The sequence below is a fragment of the Streptomyces sp. NPDC051041 genome, from assembly GCF_044456065.1.
In the GTDB taxonomy this organism is placed as follows: Bacteria; Actinomycetota; Actinomycetes; order Streptomycetales; family Streptomycetaceae; genus Streptomyces; species Streptomyces glaucus.
Map to the genome: position 1 here is coordinate 49,423 of NZ_JBITFM010000006.1, position 20,391 is coordinate 69,813.

Genomic DNA, 20,391 nt, shown 5'->3' on the forward strand with positions numbered 1-20,391 from the left:
TGATGCGACGCTTCAGCCCGCGCTCTGCTCCTCCGCCAGGATGCGGTCCAGCGCCTCGTCGAGGTGGGCGTCGAAGTCGGCGAGGGAACCTTCCTGTCCCAGTGGCACCAGCTTGTCGGTACGGTCGAGGAAGGCGACCAGAGGCGCCGCGGAGGAGCGGAACAGCGCCTGGTCGCTGCCGACCTGAAGCCGGATCAGGACCTCGCTCAGCGGCTCGGGTTCGACGGGCGAAATGCGCACATCGCCGTCCCCGCACGGCCGGCCCACTCCGTCGATCAGCAGTTCTCGCCCGAAAGCCCAGGTCACCGGGGCGTCGCCGGGCAGGTGAAAGGTCAGCCGCACGGCGTAGGGATCACAGGTCTCGTACCGCAACTCCACCGGGATGCGGAAAGAGAGCTCCTCGGAGACGAGAAAGCTCATCATGACCTCTGCCTGCACGGACTCTTGCATTGCCTACCCCGTCATTCGCCGTCGACTGGCCGGGAATCAACCTCTGATACTTGTGCATCTTGCTGAACGTGCACACCAGATCACAAGGAGTGAGTTTTCAGATACTGATAGAGAGGGTGAGCGACCCCAGCAGCCGCCCCATCTCCTGCTGCAACTGCCGCACCGCTGGCATCAGGCGTTCCGCCTGGTGAACGGGGAGGGAGAGGGCGAGGGTGGCGGCCGTGGCGCCGACCGTGACCGGGACCGCGGCGCACACCGTTCCCAAGGCGTACTCCTGTCGTTCGATCACTGGTTCCATACGCCTCAGCTGCTCCAGGCGCTTCAGCAGAGTGCTTTCATCACGCACCGTGTACGGCGTGAGGGGACGCACCGGATGGCGGTCGAGGTGGTCGCGGCGCGTCTCCTCGTCCAGCTGCGCCAGCAGGCACTGTCCGACGGCGTGCGCGTGCCCGGTCTCACGGAAGTCCGCCCACTCCTCGACGGCCGGATTGCCCGGAGTGTCGGAGACGCACACGACCTCGATCTCGCCGTCCCGGTACATCGCGTAGTACAGGGGCACGCCGATCACATCCCGCCACTCGGCGAGCGTGTCCGCGACCGTGCTGCGACGTTTCTGCCGAGCCGCGCTGCCGCCCAGCCGTACGGCCGCCTCGCCGAGGAAGAACAGCCCCTTCTCACGGTGCAGATAGCCCTCGTGCACGAGGGTGCGCAGCAAGTGGTAGGCGGTGGGCAGCGCCAGCCCGGTCTCGCGGGCCAGCTGCTTGGCGGGGGCCCCGTGCGGGTGCTCGGCGACGCGCTCCAGGAGACGCATCGCGCGCTGGACGGATCCGATGAGGGTTCCCGGGGGCGGCGCGGGGGACGCGGGCCGCTCGGAGTGCCGGGCCCGGTCTCCCCGGGAGGAGGCCGGGGTCCGGGGGGACGTGTGGGGGGTGTGGGGTTCTGCGGGTGCGAGGTGAGCGGTGGCCAAGGGGCACTCCCGAGCGCGAGGAGCCGGCCCGTGCGGAGAACACGGGTAGGGGTGTACGCCGCCCGCGAGGGGTGGGGGACCCCCGCGTGGATTTCCGGACTCTAACCGTCCGTCACCATTCGCATACGGCTCGCTCCGGAAACTTCCCCCGGCCGAGGGAACCGGCGACGCCCGTCACCGGCTCCCCCACGGCTCACCAGTCGCCGCGCGACGAGGAACTCGACGTGAACTTGCGTACGACGTAGATCAGACCGCCGACCAGGGCCACGAAGAGCAGCAGCTTGAACAGCAGTTTGACCACGAAGCCGACCACGCTGACGATCAGCCCGCCGAACACGAGCAGGGCGATGAGCGGCACCGCGATCCACTTCACCCACCACGGCAGTCCCGCGAAGATCTCTCGCATCGCCCTCGTCCTTACCTCTCCGCCCGTGCTGTGCCGGGTTGTGTCGGTGTTTCCGAAGCTCGGCGGTTCCGCTGCTTCCTGCACCCGATGCTAGGGCCGGCAGGGCGCCGGCCGGGGACCTCGCATCCCTTGTCCTCCCCTGACCGGTCCCCTAGGGAATCCGAGGGGCGGCTCAGCCCTCGGGCGGGGAGAACACGACGAGCACCCGCAGGTCCTCGCTGATGTGGTGGAACTTGTGGGCGACCCCGGCCGGCACGTACACCACGCTGCCACGCGCCACCTGGGTGGTCTCCAGGCCGACGGTGAGCGAGGCCCGGCCGCTCACGACGAAGTACACCTCGTCCTGCTCGTGCGGCTTCTGCGGATCGTGCTCGCCCGCGTCGAGGGCGTACAGGCCGACCGACATGTTCCGCTCCCGCAGGAACTGGAGATACGCCCCGTCGTTGGCGGCGCGCTCCGCCTCCAGTTCGTCCAGCCGGAATGCCTTCATCGCCTCGTCCGCCCTCGCCTCACTGCTCGTACCGATCCTGGTCTGCCACGATCAGACACATGATGAATTTCGTAGTCAAGACGATCGCCAACGCCGGTGCGCTGGCGGTCGCCGTCTGGCTGCTCGACAAGATCACCCTGACCGGGGACGGCACGGGCAGGAAGGCCGGTACGCTGATCCTCGTCGCGCTGCTCTTCGGTCTGGTGAACTTCCTGGTCAAGCCGGTCGTGCGGCTGCTGAGCCTGCCGCTGCTCGTCCTGACGCTGGGCCTGTTCACCCTGGTGGTGAACGCGCTGATGCTGCTGCTGACCTCGTGGCTGGCCGACAAGCTCGACCTGAGCTTCCACGTCGAGGGGTTCTGGACCGCCGTCGTGGGCGGCCTGATCATCTCGATCGTCTCCTGGGCCCTCCACGTCGTCCTGCCCGACAAGGACTGATACCGATGACCTACCGCGTCTGCTTCGTCTGCACCGGCAACATCTGCCGTTCCCCGATGGCCGAGGCCGTCTTCCGCGCGCGGGTGGCGGAGGCCGGGCTCGACGCCCTGGTCGAGGTCGACAGCGCCGGTACGGGCGGCTGGCACGAGGGTGAGGGCGCCGATCCGCGTACCGTGGCCGTCCTGGAGGAGAACGGCTACGCCATCGACCACACGGCCCGGCAGTTCCAGCCGTCCTGGTTCTCCCGCCTCGACCTCGTCGTCGCCCTCGACTCCGGCCACCTCAGGGCCCTGCGCCGCCTCGCGCCCACGGAGCAGGACGCGGAGAAGGTGCGGCTGCTGCGGTCCTACGCCCGCCCGTCGCCCGGCCACGACCTCGACGTGCCGGATCCTTACTACGGGGGCCGTGAAGGCTTCGACGAGTGTCTTGAGATGGTGGAGGAGGCGAGCAGCGGACTGCTCGCCGCGATACGCGAGCAAGTGGAAGGACGGGCGGCATGAGCGATTCCGCTACGGACGACGGAGACAGCGGGTTCCTGGGCGCCGGTGACGGCACACGCGCGGTACGGGCGGGGCTGCCCGAGCCGGTGAAGCACGAGCCGACCCTGCCCGGCCCCGTGTTCGCCGCCCACTTCCACCTGCCGGGCGACCCCACCGGCCCGTACACCTACGGCCGCGACGAGAATCCGACCTGGACCCTGCTGGAGCGTGCCATCGGCGAGCTGGAGGCGCCCGGGCAGGACGGCGTCGAGACGCTCGTGTTCGCCTCCGGCATGGCGGCGATCTCCTCGGTGCTCTTCTCGCAGCTGCGCGCCGGGGACACGGTCGTGCTGCCCGCCGACGGCTACCAGGTGCTGCCGCTGGTGCGCGCCCAGCTGGAGGCGTACGGCGTCGAGGTGCGCACGGCGCCGACCGGCGGTGACGCCCAGCTCGACGTCCTCGACGGCGCGAAGCTGCTGTGGATCGAGACGCCCTCGAACCCCGGACTGGACGTGTGCGACGTACGGCGGCTCGCCGAGGCGGCGCACGCGCGGGGCGCCCTGGTCGCCGTCGACAACACTCTCGCCACGCCGCTCGGGCAGCGTCCCCTGGAGCTCGGCGCGGACTTCTCCGTGGCCAGCGGCACCAAGCAGCTCACCGGCCACGGCGACATCCTGCTGGGCTACGTCACCGGCCGCGACGCCGAGGCCATGGCGGCCGTACGACGCTGGCGCAAGATCGTCGGGGCGATTCCGGGACCCATGGAGGCCTGGCTCGCGCACCGCTCGATCGCCACCCTCCAGCTGCGCGCCGAACGGCAGAACGCCAACGCCCTGGTCGTCGCCCGGGCCCTGCGCGCACGGCCCGAGGTGACCGGGCTGCGCTATCCGGGGCTGCCCGAGGACCCCTCGCACAAGGTGGCCTCGCAGCAGATGCGGCGCTACGGGTGCGTGGTGTCCTTCACCCTGCCCACGCGCGCGCGTGCCGACCGCTTCCTCGACGCGCTGCGCCTCGTGGACGACGCGACCAGCTTCGGCGGGGTGCGGTCCACGGCCGAACGGCGCGGACGCTGGGGCGGCGACGCGGTGCCGGAGGGCTTCATCCGGCTCTCGGTGGGTGCCGAGGACCCCGAGGACCTGGTGGCGGACCTGCTGCGCGCACTGGACGAGTCGGCGGACTGACCGCCGGATCGCTCCCGTCCTCATGGCGGACGGTCCGAGCCTCCCCCCTCGTGGCTCGGACCGTCCCCGGTTCTGCGCGCGAAGAACCGCTTCACCAAGGCTAGTTGACTCTGTGTCAGTGTCCAATCACCGTAGGGACAGAGGCCTATCGACATATTTATAGTTGGGCGCGGGCCGGAGAGCTGAGGCAGAAGCACCGAAGGGGGAGGTCGTTTTCGTGGATCTGGCCTTGCTGCGCACCTTCGTGACCGTGCACCGGGCCGGTTCCTTCACTCGCGCCGCCGCCCTGCTCGGCCTCTCCCAGCCGGCCGTCACCTCACAGATCCGCACGCTGGAACGGCAACTGGGCCGACCCCTGTTCCTGCGGCAGGCCCGCGGTGTGACGCCGACGACCATCGGCGACGAACTCGCCCACAAGGCCGCCCCCCATCTCGACGCCCTGGCGGAGATCGCCCAGAGCGGGCTCGACGACGACTCCTCCTTACGGACGCTGCATCTCGCCGGGCCTCCCGAGTTCACCGCCGAACGCGCGCTGCCCGCGCTCACCGAGCTCACCGGTCAGGACGGACAGGGCTTCGCCCTGCGCGTCTCCTTCGGCAACGCCGAGGAGACCCTGGAGGGGCTGGCCGCCGGGCATCACGACCTGGTCATCAGTACGGCCCGGCCACGTGGCGCGCTGCTTTCGGCGACTCCGCTCTGTGACGAGGAGCATGTGCTGGTCGCCGCCCCGCGCTGGACCAAGCAGAACGGCCCCGGGAAGCCGCGCAGCGACGAAGCGCCCGCTCTGGAACACATTCCGGTGATCGAGGTGCACGAGTCCCTGCCCCTCGTCTCCCGCTACTGGGCGTCCGTCTTCGACTCCCGCCCCGCCGCTCCGGGCACCGTCATCGTCCCCGACCTGCGCGCGGTGCTCGCCTGCGCGATCGTCGGCGCCGGGCTCGCGGTGCTGCCCCGCTATCTGTGTGCGGCCGCTCTGGAGCGCGGGGACGTCGTCGCCCTGCACGAGCCGGCGGTACCGCCGCTGCGAACGTACTTCCTGGTGGTGCGCACCGGCACGCTGGCGATGCCGCACATCGCGCGAGCCCATGAGTGGCTGCGGCGCGCGGCCGCCGACTGGTGCTGAGCCAGACGGGGGCGGCCTCACCGCGAGGGCCCGGTCGGTGACGTTTCGCGATGTTTCACGTGGAACCAGCCGGGCCACATTTCACCCATGACCGTCCGACCCGTGGTCAAGCGCACCGCCCGCGCCGTTCTTCTGGACGGCGACGACCTGATCCTGATCAAGCGCACCAAGCCTGGCCTGGATCCCTACTGGGTCACCCCCGGGGGCGGGGTCGAGCCGGGGGATCCGACCGTCGTTCACGCCCTGCACCGCGAGGTGTACGAGGAACTCGGCGCCAAGATCACCGACGTGGTCCCCTGCTTCGTGGACACCGTGGAGCACATCGGCGAGGACGGCGGCGCGACCGGAGTCAAGGTGCAGCACTTCTTCGTCTGCCGCCTGGAGTCCATGGACCCCTCCCTGCGGCACGGCCCCGAGGTCGACCAGCCCGTCGGCGAGTACGAGATCGTACGGGTGCCCTTCACCCGGGTCGGCATCGCCTCCGTCCACCTCGTGCCGCTGTCGCTGCGGCACTACCTGGACGGCAACATCGAGGGTGTGCGGGCCATGCACGCCCCTGATCTGGGCTGACCACCGACCGGGAGGCAGCGCTCGGCTTCGCGGCCGGTTTCCCGCGCGGCGTGGACCCGCCGCCCGCGAGCAGGGGAGACGGGTGCGGCACGGCCGCAGCGCCTTCGCCGGAAACCCCGTTCCACGGGGGACGCCCCACCGCGCGACCGGGAGTGTGAACCCTCACTCCCTCCGCCCCTGAAGCTGCACGGTTCCTGCTCCTGGCCCGTACGGGCTGTGCGCATCCCACCCCGGCCCCCTACCGGGATCGGCCGTACCGTCCGTTGCCTCACGCACAAACCCCTGCCCGGGCCACCTGTACCGGCGCGACACGAATCATCAGGTCCGTCGGCTGCCGGGCGCTCCCCACTCCGTCAGGGACATACGGCTGTCCTCCTGGCACCCCGAGGCTGCCTCCGGTCCGAGCCGCAGGAAGGAGACCGCCGGACACCGGTCGTTCCTCGACGTTTCACGTGAAACACCCGGCATCTGTCCGCACGCTGTACGTCCGGCCACGGCATGGCCAAAAGGCCGTATGTCTCGTGTGAAACAGGTGGACGCCAAGGGCTCTCTTCGGACAGCCTGACCTGCGTGCCGACTCCTTCCCTCACCTCTCTGCCCATTCGCCGTCTGACGCTTCGCGATCTCGCCGCCTGCGCCGACTTGTCCGAGAACCGGGGGTGGCCGCGTGAGGAGCACAAATGCAGCTTCCTCCTCACGGCCGGGAAGGGCTACGGCATCGACGACCCCGACGGGGGCCTCGTCGGCGCCTGTGTGGTCACCGAGTACGGGCCGCAGGAGCACCCCGCCCTCGCGGCCGTCGGGATGGTACTGGTCGCCGAACGGCATGCCCGTCAGGGTGTGGGACGCCGGCTGATACGCCAGGTCGTCGCGGCCATGGGCGCCACACCGCTGACCCTGCACTCGACACCGTACGGGCGGCCGCTCTACGAGGAGCTCGGCTTCAAGGTCACCGGCCGGGCGGAAATGCTGCGCGGGCACTTCACACCCGAGGAGCCGACGCCCCGGACCGCCACACGGGCGGCCACCGCGGAGGATCTTCCCGCGATCCTCCGGCTCGACGAGGAAGTGTTCGGTGTCGATCGCACGCACATCATCACGCGACTGCCCGCCTTCGCCGATCAGTTGCGCGTCGCCGAGGACCGAGGCCGGATCACCGGATACGCGGCCGCCTGGCCCAACATGGACACACATGTCGTGGGGCCGCTGATCGCCCGCGACACGGAGACGGCGAAGGCGCTGCTCGCCTCGCTCGCCGCCCATACCGACCGTCCGTTGCGCACCGACATCGACGTACGGCACGAGGAACTGCTGAGCTGGGCGAAGGAACGCGGCCTGGGGTCCGTCGCCTTCAACACGGTCATGACCTACGGCATCACGGAGCTGCCCGGGGACTGGACCCGGCGGTTCGCTCCCCTGACGGTGGCCGCGGGCTGACACCCCGGAGCCTGCCGTTCGCCGCGTACGACGACGCCGGTTCCCGAGGGCGGTCGGGAACCGGCGTGCGCGGGAACGCGAGTGGCGTCAGGCCAGGGCCTCCACGGCGGCCCCGGCGAAGGCGTGGTCCTGCTCCGGAGCGCCACCGCCGACACCGATCGCGCCGATCAGCCGGCCGTCACGGTGGACCGGCACGCCACCCGCGATGAAGAGCAGCGGCCGGTCGAGCGCGGTGGGCAGGGTGTGGAAGAGGCCGCCCGGCTGCACCGCGTCGACGAGATCGGCGGTGGGCGCGTCCAGCTGGAGTGCCGTGTAGGCCTTGCGGGTGCTGGTCTCCCCGGAGATCAGCACCGCCCGGTCGTCCCGCCGGAAGGCGAGCAGGTGGCCCCCGGCGTCCAGGACGGTGACACTGACCGGGACTCCGGCGGCCTCGGCGGCACGGCGGGCCGCGGTGACGAGGATCTCGGCGTCCTGGATCGTCAGCGGGGCGACGGCGGTAGTGGTGCTCATGGGAGGTTCTCTCCTTGATCGATACGTGATGGTGCTGTGCCTCGCCGGATGTCGAGGCGGTGCCCGGCTGCCGGACGCGGGGACGGCCCTGGCCTCGCGCCCGTCAGCCCGGTGTCCAGTGGGACCGGTGCCGCGGCCCGGTACCGGAGCCGGTTCCGCGGCCCGGTACCGGATGCGGTCCTGCTCCAGCGGTGGCTGGGGTCCGGGTGGAAGACGGCCCCGGGCTCAGTGGTGGACCACGGTCCGCTGGTCGGCGGGCACGGAACCCGCGACGACCGCGCCGGGTGCGTTGTCGCGCCGTTCGAGAGCGGCCGAGAGGACGGCCAGGACCAGCGCGGCCGCGGCGAGGACGGCACCGACCCAGTTCGGGGCGGTGTAGCCGAGACCGGCGGCGATGACGAGGCCGCCGAGCCAGGCGGACAGCGCGTTGCCGAGGTTGAAGGCGCCGATGTTCACGGCCGAGGCCAGCGTCGGGGCACCGTGCGCCTGGTCGAGGACGCGCTTCTGCAGCGGCGGGACGGTGGCGAAGCCGAGGGCGCCGATCAGCGCGATGGACACGGCTGACGCGATCTTGTCGTGTGCGGTGACGGTGAAGAGCGCGAGCACGAGGGCGAGGGCGCCGAGGGAGACGTACAGCATGGGCATCAGGGCACGGTCGGCGAACCGGCCGCCGACGAGGTTGCCGCCGACCATGCCGAGCCCGAAGAGGACCAGCAGCCAGGTGACCGAGCCGTCGGCGAAGCCGGCGACGTGGGTCATCATCGGCGCGATGTAGGTGATGGCCGCGAAGACACCACCGAAGCCGAGCACGGTCATCGCCATGGCCAGCAGGACCTGGACGTTCTTGAAGGCGGCCAGTTCGTGCCGCAGTCGCACGCCCTCCGGCTTGGGCATGTCGGGGACCAGCTTGGCGATGCCCGCCAGGCCGATGACGCCGAGGGCCGCGACGATGCCGAAGGTGACGCGCCAGCCGACGGACTGTCCGACGAGCGTGCCCAGCGGCACACCGACGACATTGGCGACGGTCAGGCCGGTGAACATCATGGCGATCGCGCCGGCCTTCTTGTCCGGGGCGACCAGCTCGGCCGCGACGACCGAGCCGATGCCGAAGAAGGCGCCGTGGGCGAGGGAGGCGACCACGCGGCCGATCAGCATGACGGCGAAGGCCGGGGCGAGGGCGGACAGCAGATTGCCCGCGATGAACAGACCCATCAGCAGCATCAGCATCCGCTTGCGGGAGATCTTGGTGCCGAGCACGGTCATCAGCGGGGCACCGAACATGACGCCGAGCGCATAACCGGTCACCAGGAAGCCGGCAGTGGGAATGGAGACCCCGAAGTCACCCGCGACCTCGGGCAGCAAGCCCATGATCACGAACTCGGTCGTTCCGATCCCGAAGGCCCCGATCGCGAGGGCCAGAAGCGCGAGAGGCATAGGGGGTACACCTTCCCAAACGATTGCAGTAGCTCTTTTGCTGCGCCAACAATAGTTGCAGACGCGGGATACATGCAACCACAGACTATTGCGCCCCTGCTCTATCCTGGTATCAGCTGCCCCGGGACGGAGGAAACGCCAATGACAGCGACGGACCCCGCGCTCACCGCCCTCGCCCAGGGCTGGTGCGCCCTCTCCCTGCTGCACGGGAGGATCGAGGCCCACATCGAGCGCGCCCTGCAGGCGAAGCACGACCTGAGCGTGCGCGAGTACTCCCTGCTGGACGTGCTCAGCCGCCAGCACGACGGTGACGGGGGCCATCTGCAGATGAAGCAGGTCGCCGACGCGGTCGTTCTCAGCCAGAGCGCCACGACACGCCTGGTCACCCGGCTCGAGGACCGGGGCCTGCTGGAGCGCTACCTGTGCCCCACCGATCGCCGCGGCATCTACACCAACGTCACCGAGACGGGCCTGAAGCTCCTGGCGGAGGCACGGCCCACTAACGACACCGCCCTGCGGGAAGCCCTCGACGAGGCCGCCAAGAACCCCGACCTGGCCCCGCTGGTCCGAGCCGTGGAGACGTTGAAGGCGCCGATGCCCGCGTAGGGTGCGGACATGGACGATCTTGAGATACGCGCAGCCGTCGCCGACGATCTTCCCGCGATCGTCGGCATGCTCGCTGACGACCCCTTGGGCGCACAGCGCGAGTCACCGGACGACCTCACCCCGTACCTGGCCGCACTGGAGCGGATCGACGCCGACCCGAACCAGCATCTGGTCGTCGCGGTCCGTGCCGGCCGCGTCGTCGGCACCCTCCAGCTCACGATCGTCCCCGGGCTGTCCCGGCGCGGCGCCACCAGATCGATCATCGAAGGGGTGCGGATTCACGCCGATGAGCGTGGCAGCGGCCTGGGAACACGGCTGATCAGGTGGGCGATCGACGAATCCCGGCGTCACGAGTGCCAACTGGTCCAGCTGACCTCGGACAACACGCGCACCGACGCCCACCGCTTCTACGAACGACTCGGTTTCACACCGTCGCACGTCGGCTTCAAACTCCCGCTGTGAGTATGCGTACGGGTCTCCGTTTCACGTGAAACGGAGACCCGTACGCATACCGCTGTCTAACCGATACCGCGCCACCCCTCGGGATCGACCCCACCCGGTACAGGCGCTCCCTCGTCGTACGGCTGACGTGTGAGCACGAACGACCCGAGGTCGAGATGGCTCACGGTCCCGTCCGGGTGCCGTACGGCCTGCAGCAGCTCTCCGGCGTAGTAGCCCTCCAGACCGGTCCAGGTGCCGTCGCCGTTCGCCCGGAAGCGCGAACGCCGGCCGTTCCCGGACAGGGGCTCCAGCGACAGACCTCCGTCGGCCGTCAGCCGCAGTCCGAACGCGTACGTCCCCCAGTACCACTGCCCGGCCAGCTCCAGAACGGATGGATCGACTGCGGGCAGCGGTCGCCATGGCTCCGGAATCCGCGGCTCGGCCTCGGCGACGATGCGGACCAGATCGGCGCTCACCGCCGACACCGGAGGCCCCGAGGTGCAGTTGACCAGCACCACCGCAGCCACATCGTCCGCCACGCTGATGGTGAGGCCGGCCAGAAAGCCCGGCAGCGACCCGGAGTGCCCCACGAGCAGCCGCCCGTCCCGGTGCTGGATCTGCAGCCCGAGGCCGTAGGACACCCCGTCCGCGACATCCGCCGCCTCGGCCGGCGCCGCGGGCGCCCTCATCTCCCGTACCGTCTCCACGCCGAGCACCCGGTCGTCGCCGTGCGTCAGGAAGACGGCGAACCGCGCCAGGTCGCCGGTCGTGGACCAGAGCTGGCCGGCGGAAGCCATCCGTCCCAGGTCCTCCGCCGGCTCGGGCAGCAGCACATCGGCCCACGGATGCACCGCCCAGCCATCGGCGTGCGGTGCCTGCGGCCGCGGACTCGTACGGTTCAGGCCCAGGGGGTCCAGTACTTCCCGGCGCAGGACATCCTCCCAGGGCGCGCCGCGCAGCCGCTCGACCAACGCCCCCAGCAGCGCATAACCGGGATTCGAGTAATGGAAGCGGCGGCCCACCGGGTGCAGCCGAGGCTGCTTGCCCAGTACGTCGGCGAGTTCCGGGCGCAGTGCCCCCGGGGTCCGCTCCCACCACGGCGCGGGCGACTCGGCCGCCAGCCCTCCGGTGTGTGCGAGCAGTTCCGCGATGGTCGCCTCGCCCACACCGGTGCCCGGCAGATGCTTCTCCAACGGGTCACCGAGGTCGAGCACCCCCTCGTCCCGGAGCCTCAGCACGAGAACGGCCGTGAAGGTCTTGGTGATCGAGCCGATCCGGTACTGCACGTTCTCGTCCGGTCCGTGTCCGTCCACCGAGGTACGGGCTCCCTGCCACACGGTCCGTCCGTCCCGTACGACCGCGGCGGCCAGCGACGGCGCGCGCCCTTCGGCCTGGGCGACGGCGATCCGGTGCAGCAGCGCGCGGCGGGTGCTCGGCAGCAGCTCTTCCTGAGGTGTCGTCATGATCCCAGTCCACCCGGCCGTGCGTCCCTCGTCGAGCCGTTTTCCCGCAGGCGGCGGTCGAGTCGCTCAGGTCTGCGCCATGTCCACGAACCGCGAGTAGTGTCCCTGGAAGGCGACCGTGATCGTCGCCGTCGGGCCGTTCCGGTGCTTGGCGACGATCAGGTCGGCCTCACCCGCGCGCGGCGACTCCTTCTCGTAGGCATCCTCGCGGTGCAACAGGATGACCATGTCGGCGTCCTGTTCGATGGAGCCGGACTCACGCAGATCGGAGACCATCGGCTTCTTGTCGGTGCGCTGCTCGGGGCCGCGGTTCAGCTGTGAGAGCGCGATGACCGGGATCTCCAGCTCCTTGGCGAGCAGCTTGAGGTTACGGGACATGTCCGAGACCTCCTGCTGGCGGCTCTCGGCGCGCTTGGAGCCGCCGGACTGCATCAGCTGGAGGTAGTCGATGACCACCAGTTTCAGGTCGTTGCGCTGCTTGAGCCGGCGGCACTTGGCGCGGATCTCCATCATCGACAGGTTCGGGGAGTCGTCGATGTAGAGCGGCGCGGCCGAGACGTCCGGCATCCGGCGGGCCAGGCGCGTCCAGTCCTCGTCGGTCATCGTGCCGGACCGCATGTGGTGCAGGGCGACCCGCGCCTCGGCGGACAGCAGACGCATCGCGATCTCGTTGCGCCCCATTTCGAGCGAGAAGATGACGCTCGGCAGATTGTGCTTGATCGCCGCTGCTCGCGCGAAGTCCAGCGCGAGCGTCGACTTGCCCATGGCGGGACGCGCGGCGATGACGATCATCTGGCCCGGGTGCAGGCCGTTGGTGAGCGAGTCGAAGTCCGTGAAACCGGTGGGCACACCGGTCATCTCGCCGCTGCGCGAGCCGATCGCCTCGATCTCGTCGAGAGCGCCCTCCATGATGTCGCCGAGCGGCAGGTAGTCCTCGCTGGTGCGCTGCTCGGTGACCGCGTAGATCTCGGCCTGGGCGCGGTTGACGATCTCGTCGACGTCGTCGTCCGCCGCGTATCCCATCTGCGTGATGCGCGTGCCCGCCTCGACCAGGCGGCGCAGGATGGCACGCTCATGGACGATCTCGGCGTAGTACGCCGCGTTCGCCGCCGTCGGAACGGTCTGGACGAGCGTGTGCAGATACGCCGCGCCGCCGACCTTGTTGATCTCGCCGCGCTTGGTCAGCTCGGCGGCGATGGTGATGGGGTCGGCCGGCTCGCCCCTGGCGTACACGTCGAGGATCGCCTGGTAGATCGTCTCGTGGGCCGGCTTGTAGAAGTCGTGGCCCTTGAGGATCTCCACGACGTCGGCGATCGCGTCCTTGGACAGGAGCATGCCACCGAGGACGGACTGTTCGGCCTCGATGTCCTGCGGCGGTACCCGCTCGAACGACGGGCCGGCGCCGTCCCACGCGCCGCTGTCCGGACCCCGGTCGTGCTGTTCGTCACGGCTTCGGGTCCCGTTGCCGCGCCACCGGGAGGCGGGCAGACGATCACTGGGCCCACTGTCGGCCCACGGCTCGTCCAAGGGCTCGGAAATGCTCACCGAGCCACCTCCTCCCGTCCGCCGAGCGGACCTCGCCGTGCCCTCTTTTCTACGGCACGGCACTGACAACCAAGAGGCCCAACTCCGCTTGCGGCACGTCGGTTTTGCGGTGGCTTCAGAGCCTGTGCAGGGAGCGGGCGCCGGACCACGGTAGGCCCGTCGGCACCGTCAGCCAATCTGGTTATCCACAGGCCGTGTGGACAACGGCCCAGATGCTGTGGAGAACCCCGCGAAACCTGTGCACAAGCCAGTGGACAGCCCTGTGAACAAGACCTCGATCTCTCCTGGACAACCACTCTGAGCTGCTGGTTTACCATCCACTGTCTGTGCAGAAGAAAAACTTTCCCAGTCGGCTCAAGATCGCTGTGGACAACACGCGGAAGCATCCGCAGCAAGACAGGAAGTAAGAGTCAAAAAGGCTTTGCACTTCTTACCTGTGGACGACTAGATTGGTGGTCATGACACAGGCTCCCGCGCGCTCCCGGTCCGTACGTCGGCGGCACGACCGAGAGATCGTCGCGCTGGCCGTCCCGGCCTTCGGCGCACTCGTCGCCGAGCCCCTCTTCGTCCTGGCCGACAGCGCGATCGTCGGCCATCTCGGCACCGCGCAGCTCGCCGGACTCGGCGTCGCCTCGGCCCTGCTGACAACAGCCGTCAGCATCTTCGTCTTCCTCGCCTACGCCACCACCGCGGCCGTCGCCCGGCGCGTCGGCGCGGGCGAGCTGCAGGCCGCCATCCGTCAAGGAATGGACGGCATCTGGCTCGCCCTCCTGCTCGGCGCCGCCGTCATCGCCGTCGTCCTCCCCACGGCGCCGGCCCTGGTGAGCCTCTTCGGCACCTCGGACACCGCGACCCCCTACGCCACGACCTATCTGCGGATCTCCGCGCTCGGCATTCCGGCCATGCTCGTCGTGCTCGCTGCCACAGGCGTCCTGCGCGGGCTTCAGAACACGAGGACACCGCTCTACGTCGCGGTGGCGGGCTTCATCACCAACGCCGCCCTCAACGCCGGGCTCGTCTACGGCGCCGGTCTCGGCATCGCCGGTTCCGCCTGGGGCACGGTCATCGCCCAGTGCGGCATGGCTGCCGTCTATCTCGTGGTGGTGGTCCGCGGAGCACGCCGGCACGGTGCCTCTCTGCGGCCCGACACCGCCGGGATCAAGGCCTCCGCCCAGGCCGGTGTGCCGCTGCTGGTCCGTACCCTCTCGCTCCGGGCGATCCTGATGATCGCAACGGCTGTCGCGGCCCGCCTCGGCGACGCCGACGTCGCCGCACACCAGATCATTCTGTCGCTGTGGAGTCTGCTCGCCTTCGCCCTCGATGCCATCGCCATCGCGGGACAGGCCATCATCGGCCGCTGTCTGGGAGCGGGCGACGCGCAGGGCGCGCGGGACGCCTGTCGCCGCATGGTGGAATGGGGCACAGCGGTCGGAGTCGTACTCGGCGCCCTGGTCGTGGTGGCCCGTCCGGTCTTCCTGCCGCTCTTCACGAGCGACTCCCTGGTGAAGGACGCAGCCCTCCCCGCACTGATCGTGGTGGCGCTCTCCCAGCCGATCTCCGGCGTCGTCTTTGTTCTGGACGGCGTTCTGATGGGTGCGGGCGACGGACCGTACCTCGCCTGGGCGATGCTGCTCACCCTGGCCGTCTTCACCCCCGTGGCACTGATTGTCCCGACGCTCGGCGGCGGACTCACCGCGCTCTGGGCGGCCATGGCGCTGATGATGGCGGTGCGCCTGCTGACCCTGTGGTTGCGCGCACGCTCGGGCCGCTGGATCGTCACGGGTGCGACGCGCTGACCGTTCCACGTGAAACAGGCGTCCCGCCCGGAGTAGGAGGGGCGGCATCCGCACGGAACAGAAGGCCCTTCACGGGCCGTGCGGACCGGTACCCGGCACACCCGCCTCCCCACGGGCGTCGCCCGTCCGGCGAGCACGCGAAAAGGGGCCGCACACCAGTGGGTGCGGCCCCTTCTCACAGCAGTTCCAGCCGAGTTCCCCCGGCCGTTCCAGCCGAGCGCTGCGTCAGGCGGCGACGACCTCGATGTTGACCTTGGCGGCAACCTCGGGGTGCAGACGCACGGACGTCTCGTGGGCGCCCAGGGTCTTGATCGGCGTGGCGACCTCGATGCGGCGCTTGTCGACCTCGGGGCCACCGGCGTCCTTGATCGCCGAGGCGATGTCGGCCGGGGTGACGGAACCGAAGAGACGACCGGCGTCGCCGGCGCGGACGGCCAGGCGGACCTTGACGCCCTCGAGCTGGGCCTTGATCTGGTTGGCCTGCTCGATGGTCTGGATCTCGTGGATCTTGCGAGCACGACGGATCTGCTCGACGTCCTTCTCGCCGCCCTTGGTCCAGCGGATCGCGAACTTCCGCGGGATCAGGTAGTTGCGAGCGTAGCCGTCCTTGACCTCGACGACGTCGCCCGCAGCGCCGAGGCCGGAGACCTCGTGGGTGAGGATGATCTTCATGAGTCGGTCACCCTTCCCTTAGCGCGCGGTGGAGGTGTAGGGCAGCAGCGCCATCTCACGGCTGTTCTTCACGGCCGTGGCGACGTCACGCTGGTGCTGGGTGCAGTTGCCGGTCACGCGGCGGGCACGGATCTTGCCGCGGTCGGAAATGAACTTCCGCAGCATGTTCGTGTCCTTATAGTCCACGTACGTGACCTTGTCCTTGCAGAACGCGCAGACCTTCTTCTTCGGCTTGCGCACAGGCGGCTTCGCCATGGTGTTTCTCCTGTGTGATCAAGAAGTTGGGGTGCGCCCCGCTCCCGACCCGGCCGGACCCGAGGGCCCGGCTCGAGGGCCTAGAAGGGGGGCTCGTCCGAGTAGCCGCCACCGCCGCCGGAGCCGCCGCCCCAGCCGCCGCCCTGGTTGCCGCCGGCAGGAGCGCCGGTCGCCCACGGGTCGTCGGCGGGGGCACCGCCCTGCTGGCCACCGCCGGAGCCGCCGCCCCAGCCGCCGCCCTGGTTGCCGCCGCCGCCGTAACCGCCCTGGCCACCGCGACCGGTGGTCTTGGTGACCTTGGCCGTGGCGTTGCGCAGGCTGGGGCCGACTTCCTCAACGTCCAGCTCGTAGACCGTGCGCTTGACGCCCTCACGGTCCTCGTAGGACCGCTGCTTCAGCCGGCCCTGCACGATGACGCGCATGCCTCGCTGGAGCGACTCGGCGACGTTCTCCGCCGCCTGGCGCCAGACCGAGCAGGTCAGGAAGAGGCTCTCGCCGTCCTTCCACTCATTGGTCTGGCGGTCGAAGGTGCGGGGGGTGGACGCGACACGGAACTTCGCGACGGCCGCACCGGACGGGGTGAAGCGCAGCTCGGGGTCGTCGACAAGATTGCCGATGACCGTGATGACGGTCTCGCCTGCCATGGGGGAACCTCTCGGCGGGTTTGCTGCTGGCTGCTGGTGGTGCTACTCGAGTCCCGGGATCAGCTGAGCGGAAGGGCTCAGTGGGTCTCGGGACGGAGGACCTTGGTCCGGAGAACCGACTCGTTCAGGTTCATCTGGCGGTCGAGCTCCTTGACGACCGCAGGCTCGGCCTGCAGGTCGATGACCGAGTAGATGCCCTCGGGCTTCTTCTTGATCTCGTACGCGAGACGACGACGGCCCCAGGTGTCGACCTTCTCGACCTTTCCGCCACCGTCACGGACGACGGAAAGGAAGTTCTCGATCAGCGGGGAGACAGCGCGCTCCTCGAGATCGGGGTCGAGGATGACCATCACCTCGTAGTGACGCATGTGGAACCCACCTCCTTTGGACTCAGCGGCCACGGTCGTTCCGTGGCAGGAGGGTTGTGATGCGTACGCAACGGTATCGGCCGCCACTGACAATCGGGGTCGGTCGGCGGTTTCCCCAGGTGGCCCGGAAGGGTTCCGGCCCTCTCCCGACCACGCCCGGGCAGACACCGGTGCAGACGGTACAGAGTACCCGCACGGCGGCTTCCGGTTGAAATCCGGTCGCGAAGGCCGTCAATCTGTACGCATCGGGTGTGTACGGCGCTACGATGCGCCGCCTCTCGCAGGAGGTGCCCTATGGCACAGGCAATGCGACCCAATGCCGCCGGCGGCCTTTTCGCCACGGACGGCAAACCCCACCCCCTCCAGGACACCCTGCTCGCGGTGACCCTGGTCCTGGGCATCACGGCGTTCGTCACGGCACTGGTCGACGACGGCCTGCACCTGCTGAGCTCCTGGACCGGCCTGGTGGGCATCGTCACCGGCGCGTACGGCCAGTGGATCTCGGAGACGACCCGCGAACGCTTCGGCCTGATCCTGGGTCTGGGCGCCGCGGGGGTCGGCTTCTTCCTGGGCATGGCGCACGGCGGCCTCTTCGGTGGGCTCGTCGACTGACGCCACGGACACCGTCCTTCCCGCACCGTCCACAGCACCGCGCAACGCCCCGGCCACCGGCGGGCCGGGGCGTAAGGTGCCGTACGCCCAGTCGGGGCGCCCGCGAGGCGCAGTAGGCTTCGGCGCGAGAGCCGGAGCCCCTGTATCCATGGGGACACACCAGCCCGAGGAGCGCCCCGAATGAGCCTGACCCTGAGGACCATCAGTCGCGAGCAGCATCTGGCCTACATCCAGAGCCTGCCGTCGGCGAGCCACATGCAGGTCCCGGCCTGGGCGGACGTCAAGGCGGAATGGCGCTCGGAGAACCTCGGCTGGTTCGACGACCGGACCGGCGAGCTGGTCGGTGTGGGTCTGGTCCTCTACCGCCAGCTGCCCAAGATCAAGCGCTATCTCGCGTACCTGCCCGAGGGCCCGGTCATCAACTGGTTCGCGCCGAACCTCCAGGAGTGGATCGAGCCGATGCTGGCGCACCTCAAGCAGCAGGGCGCCTTCTCGGTCAAGATGGGCCCGCCGGTGATCATCCGGCGCTGGGAGGCCAACACCATCAAGAAGGGCATCCAGGACCCGGACGTGAAGCGTCTGCGCGACCTGGAGGCCGACTTCATCGAGCCCCGCGCCTTCGAGGTGGCCGACAAGCTGCGCCGTATGGGCTGGCAGCAGGGCGAGGACGGCGGTGCCGGCTTCGGCGACGTCCAGCCCCGCTACGTCTACCAGGTGCCGCTGGCCAACCGCTCCCTGGAAGAGGTCCACAAGAACTTCAACCAGCTGTGGCGCCGCAACATCAAGAAGGCCGAGAAGGCCGGCGTCGAGGTCGTCCAGGGCGGCTACCAGGACCTGGCGGAATGGCAGCGGCTGTACGAGATCACGGCGGTGCGCGACCAGTTCCGGCCCCGCCCGCTGTCGTACTTCCAGCGCATGTGGACGGCCCTCAACAGCGAGGACCCCAACCGCATGCGGCTGTACTTCGCCCGCCACAACGGCGTGAACCTGTCGGCGGCGACGATGCTGATCGTCGGCGGGCACGTCTGGTACTCCTACGGCGCCTCCGACAACATCGGCCGGGAGGTCCGCCCCTCGAACGCGATGCAGTGGCGGATGCTGCGCGACGCCTACGCGCTCGGCGCCACCGTCTACGACCTGCGCGGCATCTCCGACTCGCTGGACGAGACCGATCACCTCTTCGGCCTGATCCAGTTCAAGGTGGGCACGGGCGGACAGGCCGCCGAGTACCTCGGCGAGTGGGACTTCCCGCTGAACAAGCTGCTCCACAAGGCGCTCGACATCTACATGTCGCGCCGCTGACGACGCCGTTCGTTCTCCCGCAGCGTCGTCCATCACCCCGACAGCTCCCATCCCTCTGACACACCGCAGCCACGAGAAAGGTTCCAGGTCCGGCCATGGCGCTCACGCTCTACGTCGACACCGCGCGCTGGCGGGCGCACCACAAGCACGTGCAGGAGCAGTTCCCGGGGCTCGTCCCGGTCTGCAAGGGCAACGGCTACGGCTTCGGGCACGAGCGGCTGGCGGAGGAGGCCACACGGCTGGGCGCGGACATCCTCGCCGTGGGCACCACGTACGAGGCCGCACGCATCAAGGACTTCTTCAGCGGTGACCTGCTGGTGCTGACGCCGTACCGGCGCGGCGAGGAGCCCGTGCCGCTGCCCGACCGGGTCGTCCGCTCGGTGTCGTCGGTCGACGGCGTGTACGGCCTCGTGGGCGCCCGCGTGGTCATCGAGGTGATGTCCTCGATGAAGCGGCACGGGATCAGCGAGCAGGACCTGCCGCAGTTGCACGCCGCCATAGAGAACGTCCGGCTGGAGGGCTTCGCCATCCATCTGCCGCTGGACCGCACCGACGGCTCCGACGCCGTCGAGGAGGTCATCGGCTGGATGGACCGGCTGCGCGCCGCCCGGCTGCCGCTGCACACGATGTTCGTCAGCCACCTCAAGGCCGAGGACCTGGCCCGGCTGCAGCAGCAGTTCCCGCAGACCCGCTTCCGCGCCCGCATCGGCACCCGGTTGTGGCTGGGCGACCACGAGGCCACCGAGTACCGCGGCTCGGTCCTGGACGTCACGCGCGTGGCCAAGGGCGAGCGCTTCGGCTACCGGCAGCAGAAGGCGGCCTCCGACGGCTTCCTGGTGGTCGTCGCGGGCGGCACGTCGCACGGGGTGGGCCTGGAGGCCCCCAAGGCCCTGCACGGCGTCATGCCGCGCGCCAAGGGCGTCGCCCGCGCGGGCCTCGCCACGGTCAACCGGAACCTCTCCCCGTTCGTCTGGGGCGGCAAGCAGCGCTGGTTCGCGGAGCCGCCGCACATGCAGGTGTCGATCCTGTTCGTGCCCGCGGACGCGCCGGAGCCGAAGGTCGGCGAGGAGCTGGTGGCCCACCTGCGGCACACCACCACGCAGTACGACCGGCTCGTCGACCGCTGACCGGGGCGACACGACAAGGCCCGTACACGGTCTCCCGTGTACGGGCCTCCCTCATGCTCCCCGGCCGACGCCGTGC

24 protein-coding genes are annotated in these 20,391 nt (G+C 69.7%); 12 read left to right on the forward strand and 12 right to left on the reverse strand.

Annotated elements, in window-relative coordinates; translation table 11 throughout:
* Nucleotides 1–12 precede the first annotated feature (12 nt).
* The 4 genes from ACIBAI_RS12630 to ACIBAI_RS12645 all read right to left on the reverse strand — a co-directional run bounded on the left by ACIBAI_RS12630 (nucleotide 13) and on the right by ACIBAI_RS12645 (nucleotide 2,313).
* Nucleotides 13–450: an SsgA family sporulation/cell division regulator gene (locus tag ACIBAI_RS12630; protein WP_344600711.1), complete on the reverse strand. Its 438-nt coding sequence runs from the start codon at nucleotides 448–450 to the stop codon at nucleotides 13–15.
* Nucleotides 451–547: 97 nt separating this feature from the next.
* Nucleotides 548–1,282, reverse strand: a complete 735-nt coding sequence (locus ACIBAI_RS12635) for an IclR family transcriptional regulator (RefSeq protein ID WP_399033965.1) — start codon at nucleotides 1,280–1,282, stop codon at nucleotides 548–550.
* Between the two features lie 328 nt (nucleotides 1,283–1,610).
* On the reverse strand, nucleotides 1,611–1,823 hold the full coding sequence (locus ACIBAI_RS12640) for a DUF5326 family protein (protein WP_399033537.1): 213 nt from the start codon (nucleotides 1,821–1,823) through the stop codon (nucleotides 1,611–1,613).
* Nucleotides 1,824–1,995: 172 nt separating this feature from the next.
* Nucleotides 1,996–2,313, reverse strand: a complete 318-nt coding sequence (locus ACIBAI_RS12645; RefSeq protein ID WP_344600707.1) for a cupin domain-containing protein — start codon at nucleotides 2,311–2,313, stop codon at nucleotides 1,996–1,998.
* Nucleotides 2,314–2,372: 59 nt separating this feature from the next.
* Here ACIBAI_RS12645 and ACIBAI_RS12650 point away from each other — a divergent pair, with 59 nt between their 5' ends.
* From ACIBAI_RS12650 to ACIBAI_RS12675, 6 genes are all read left to right on the forward strand, one after another.
* Complete coding sequence (locus tag ACIBAI_RS12650) at nucleotides 2,373–2,750, forward strand: phage holin family protein (protein ID WP_344600705.1); 378 nt, start codon at nucleotides 2,373–2,375, stop codon at nucleotides 2,748–2,750.
* Between the two features lie 5 nt (nucleotides 2,751–2,755).
* Nucleotides 2,756–3,250 carry a low molecular weight protein-tyrosine-phosphatase gene (locus ACIBAI_RS12655; protein ID WP_399033540.1) on the forward strand — a complete coding sequence of 165 codons (495 nt, stop codon included), beginning with the start codon at nucleotides 2,756–2,758 and terminating at the stop codon, nucleotides 3,248–3,250.
* On the forward strand, nucleotides 3,247–4,410 hold the full coding sequence (locus ACIBAI_RS12660) for a cystathionine gamma-lyase (protein WP_399033541.1): 1,164 nt from the start codon (nucleotides 3,247–3,249) through the stop codon (nucleotides 4,408–4,410). The genes ACIBAI_RS12655 and ACIBAI_RS12660 overlap by 4 nt, the downstream gene beginning before the upstream one ends.
* A gap of 217 nt (nucleotides 4,411–4,627) precedes the next feature.
* A complete protein-coding gene (locus ACIBAI_RS12665) occupies nucleotides 4,628–5,533 on the forward strand; it encodes a LysR family transcriptional regulator (RefSeq protein WP_399033543.1) in 906 nt (301 codons plus the stop codon).
* An 87-nt stretch (nucleotides 5,534–5,620) separates the two neighbouring features.
* Nucleotides 5,621–6,103, forward strand: coding sequence for an NUDIX domain-containing protein (locus ACIBAI_RS12670; protein WP_399033545.1), 483 nt, complete (start codon nucleotides 5,621–5,623; stop codon nucleotides 6,101–6,103).
* A gap of 570 nt (nucleotides 6,104–6,673) precedes the next feature.
* Nucleotides 6,674–7,540, forward strand: a complete 867-nt coding sequence (locus ACIBAI_RS12675; protein ID WP_399033547.1) for a GNAT family N-acetyltransferase — start codon at nucleotides 6,674–6,676, stop codon at nucleotides 7,538–7,540.
* A gap of 87 nt (nucleotides 7,541–7,627) precedes the next feature.
* On the opposite strand, the gene ACIBAI_RS12680 is transcribed toward ACIBAI_RS12675, so the two are convergent.
* Together ACIBAI_RS12680 and ACIBAI_RS12685 are read right to left on the reverse strand one after the other, a co-directional pair.
* The gene (locus ACIBAI_RS12680; protein ID WP_399033549.1) at nucleotides 7,628–8,050 is read right to left on the reverse strand and encodes a heme-binding protein; all 423 of its coding nucleotides are present in this window, start codon (nucleotides 8,048–8,050) and stop codon (nucleotides 7,628–7,630) included.
* A gap of 225 nt (nucleotides 8,051–8,275) precedes the next feature.
* Entirely contained in the window at nucleotides 8,276–9,484 is a 1,209-nt protein-coding gene (locus ACIBAI_RS12685) for an MFS transporter (RefSeq protein ID WP_399033551.1), read from the reverse strand.
* A 141-nt stretch (nucleotides 9,485–9,625) separates the two neighbouring features.
* Here ACIBAI_RS12685 and ACIBAI_RS12690 point away from each other — a divergent pair, with 141 nt between their 5' ends.
* Both ACIBAI_RS12690 and ACIBAI_RS12695 read left to right on the forward strand, forming a co-directional pair.
* Nucleotides 9,626–10,090 carry a MarR family transcriptional regulator gene (locus ACIBAI_RS12690; protein ID WP_344600689.1) on the forward strand — a complete coding sequence of 155 codons (465 nt, stop codon included), beginning with the start codon at nucleotides 9,626–9,628 and terminating at the stop codon, nucleotides 10,088–10,090.
* A gap of 9 nt (nucleotides 10,091–10,099) precedes the next feature.
* On the forward strand, nucleotides 10,100–10,552 hold the full coding sequence (locus ACIBAI_RS12695) for a GNAT family N-acetyltransferase (RefSeq protein WP_399033553.1): 453 nt from the start codon (nucleotides 10,100–10,102) through the stop codon (nucleotides 10,550–10,552).
* Nucleotides 10,553–10,608: 56 nt separating this feature from the next.
* Here the strand turns inward: ACIBAI_RS12695 and ACIBAI_RS12700 are convergent, their stop codons facing one another.
* Complete coding sequence (locus tag ACIBAI_RS12700; protein ID WP_399033555.1) at nucleotides 10,609–11,994, reverse strand: serine hydrolase domain-containing protein; 1,386 nt, start codon at nucleotides 11,992–11,994, stop codon at nucleotides 10,609–10,611.
* Nucleotides 11,995–12,060: 66 nt separating this feature from the next.
* Nucleotides 12,061–13,539, reverse strand: a complete 1,479-nt coding sequence (gene dnaB, locus ACIBAI_RS12705; RefSeq protein ID WP_344600683.1) for a replicative DNA helicase — start codon at nucleotides 13,537–13,539, stop codon at nucleotides 12,061–12,063.
* A gap of 458 nt (nucleotides 13,540–13,997) precedes the next feature.
* Between dnaB and ACIBAI_RS12710 the strand changes: the two genes are divergently transcribed.
* Nucleotides 13,998–15,335, forward strand: coding sequence for an MATE family efflux transporter (locus tag ACIBAI_RS12710; protein WP_399033557.1), 1,338 nt, complete (start codon nucleotides 13,998–14,000; stop codon nucleotides 15,333–15,335).
* Between the two features lie 225 nt (nucleotides 15,336–15,560).
* On the opposite strand, the gene rplI is transcribed toward ACIBAI_RS12710, so the two are convergent.
* The 4 genes from rplI to rpsF all read right to left on the reverse strand — a co-directional run bounded on the left by rplI (nucleotide 15,561) and on the right by rpsF (nucleotide 17,274).
* Nucleotides 15,561–16,007: a 50S ribosomal protein L9 gene (gene rplI, locus ACIBAI_RS12715; protein WP_344600679.1), complete on the reverse strand. Its 447-nt coding sequence runs from the start codon at nucleotides 16,005–16,007 to the stop codon at nucleotides 15,561–15,563.
* 18 nt (nucleotides 16,008–16,025) lie between these two features.
* Entirely contained in the window at nucleotides 16,026–16,262 is a 237-nt protein-coding gene (rpsR, locus tag ACIBAI_RS12720; RefSeq protein ID WP_003949403.1) for a 30S ribosomal protein S18, read from the reverse strand.
* An 80-nt stretch (nucleotides 16,263–16,342) separates the two neighbouring features.
* Complete coding sequence (locus tag ACIBAI_RS12725; protein WP_344600677.1) at nucleotides 16,343–16,906, reverse strand: single-stranded DNA-binding protein; 564 nt, start codon at nucleotides 16,904–16,906, stop codon at nucleotides 16,343–16,345.
* Between the two features lie 77 nt (nucleotides 16,907–16,983).
* Nucleotides 16,984–17,274, reverse strand: coding sequence for a 30S ribosomal protein S6 (gene rpsF / locus ACIBAI_RS12730; protein ID WP_014673750.1), 291 nt, complete (start codon nucleotides 17,272–17,274; stop codon nucleotides 16,984–16,986).
* Nucleotides 17,275–17,568: 294 nt separating this feature from the next.
* Here rpsF and ACIBAI_RS12735 point away from each other — a divergent pair, with 294 nt between their 5' ends.
* The 3 genes from ACIBAI_RS12735 to ACIBAI_RS12745 all read left to right on the forward strand — a co-directional run bounded on the left by ACIBAI_RS12735 (nucleotide 17,569) and on the right by ACIBAI_RS12745 (nucleotide 20,315).
* Nucleotides 17,569–17,886, forward strand: coding sequence for a hypothetical protein (locus ACIBAI_RS12735; protein WP_344600675.1), 318 nt, complete (start codon nucleotides 17,569–17,571; stop codon nucleotides 17,884–17,886).
* 180 nt (nucleotides 17,887–18,066) lie between these two features.
* Nucleotides 18,067–19,188 carry a peptidoglycan bridge formation glycyltransferase FemX gene (gene femX / locus ACIBAI_RS12740; protein ID WP_399033560.1) on the forward strand — a complete coding sequence of 374 codons (1,122 nt, stop codon included), beginning with the start codon at nucleotides 18,067–18,069 and terminating at the stop codon, nucleotides 19,186–19,188.
* A gap of 95 nt (nucleotides 19,189–19,283) precedes the next feature.
* Nucleotides 19,284–20,315: an alanine racemase gene (locus ACIBAI_RS12745; protein WP_344600671.1), complete on the forward strand. Its 1,032-nt coding sequence runs from the start codon at nucleotides 19,284–19,286 to the stop codon at nucleotides 20,313–20,315.
* The last annotated feature ends 76 nt before the right edge of the window (nucleotides 20,316–20,391 follow it).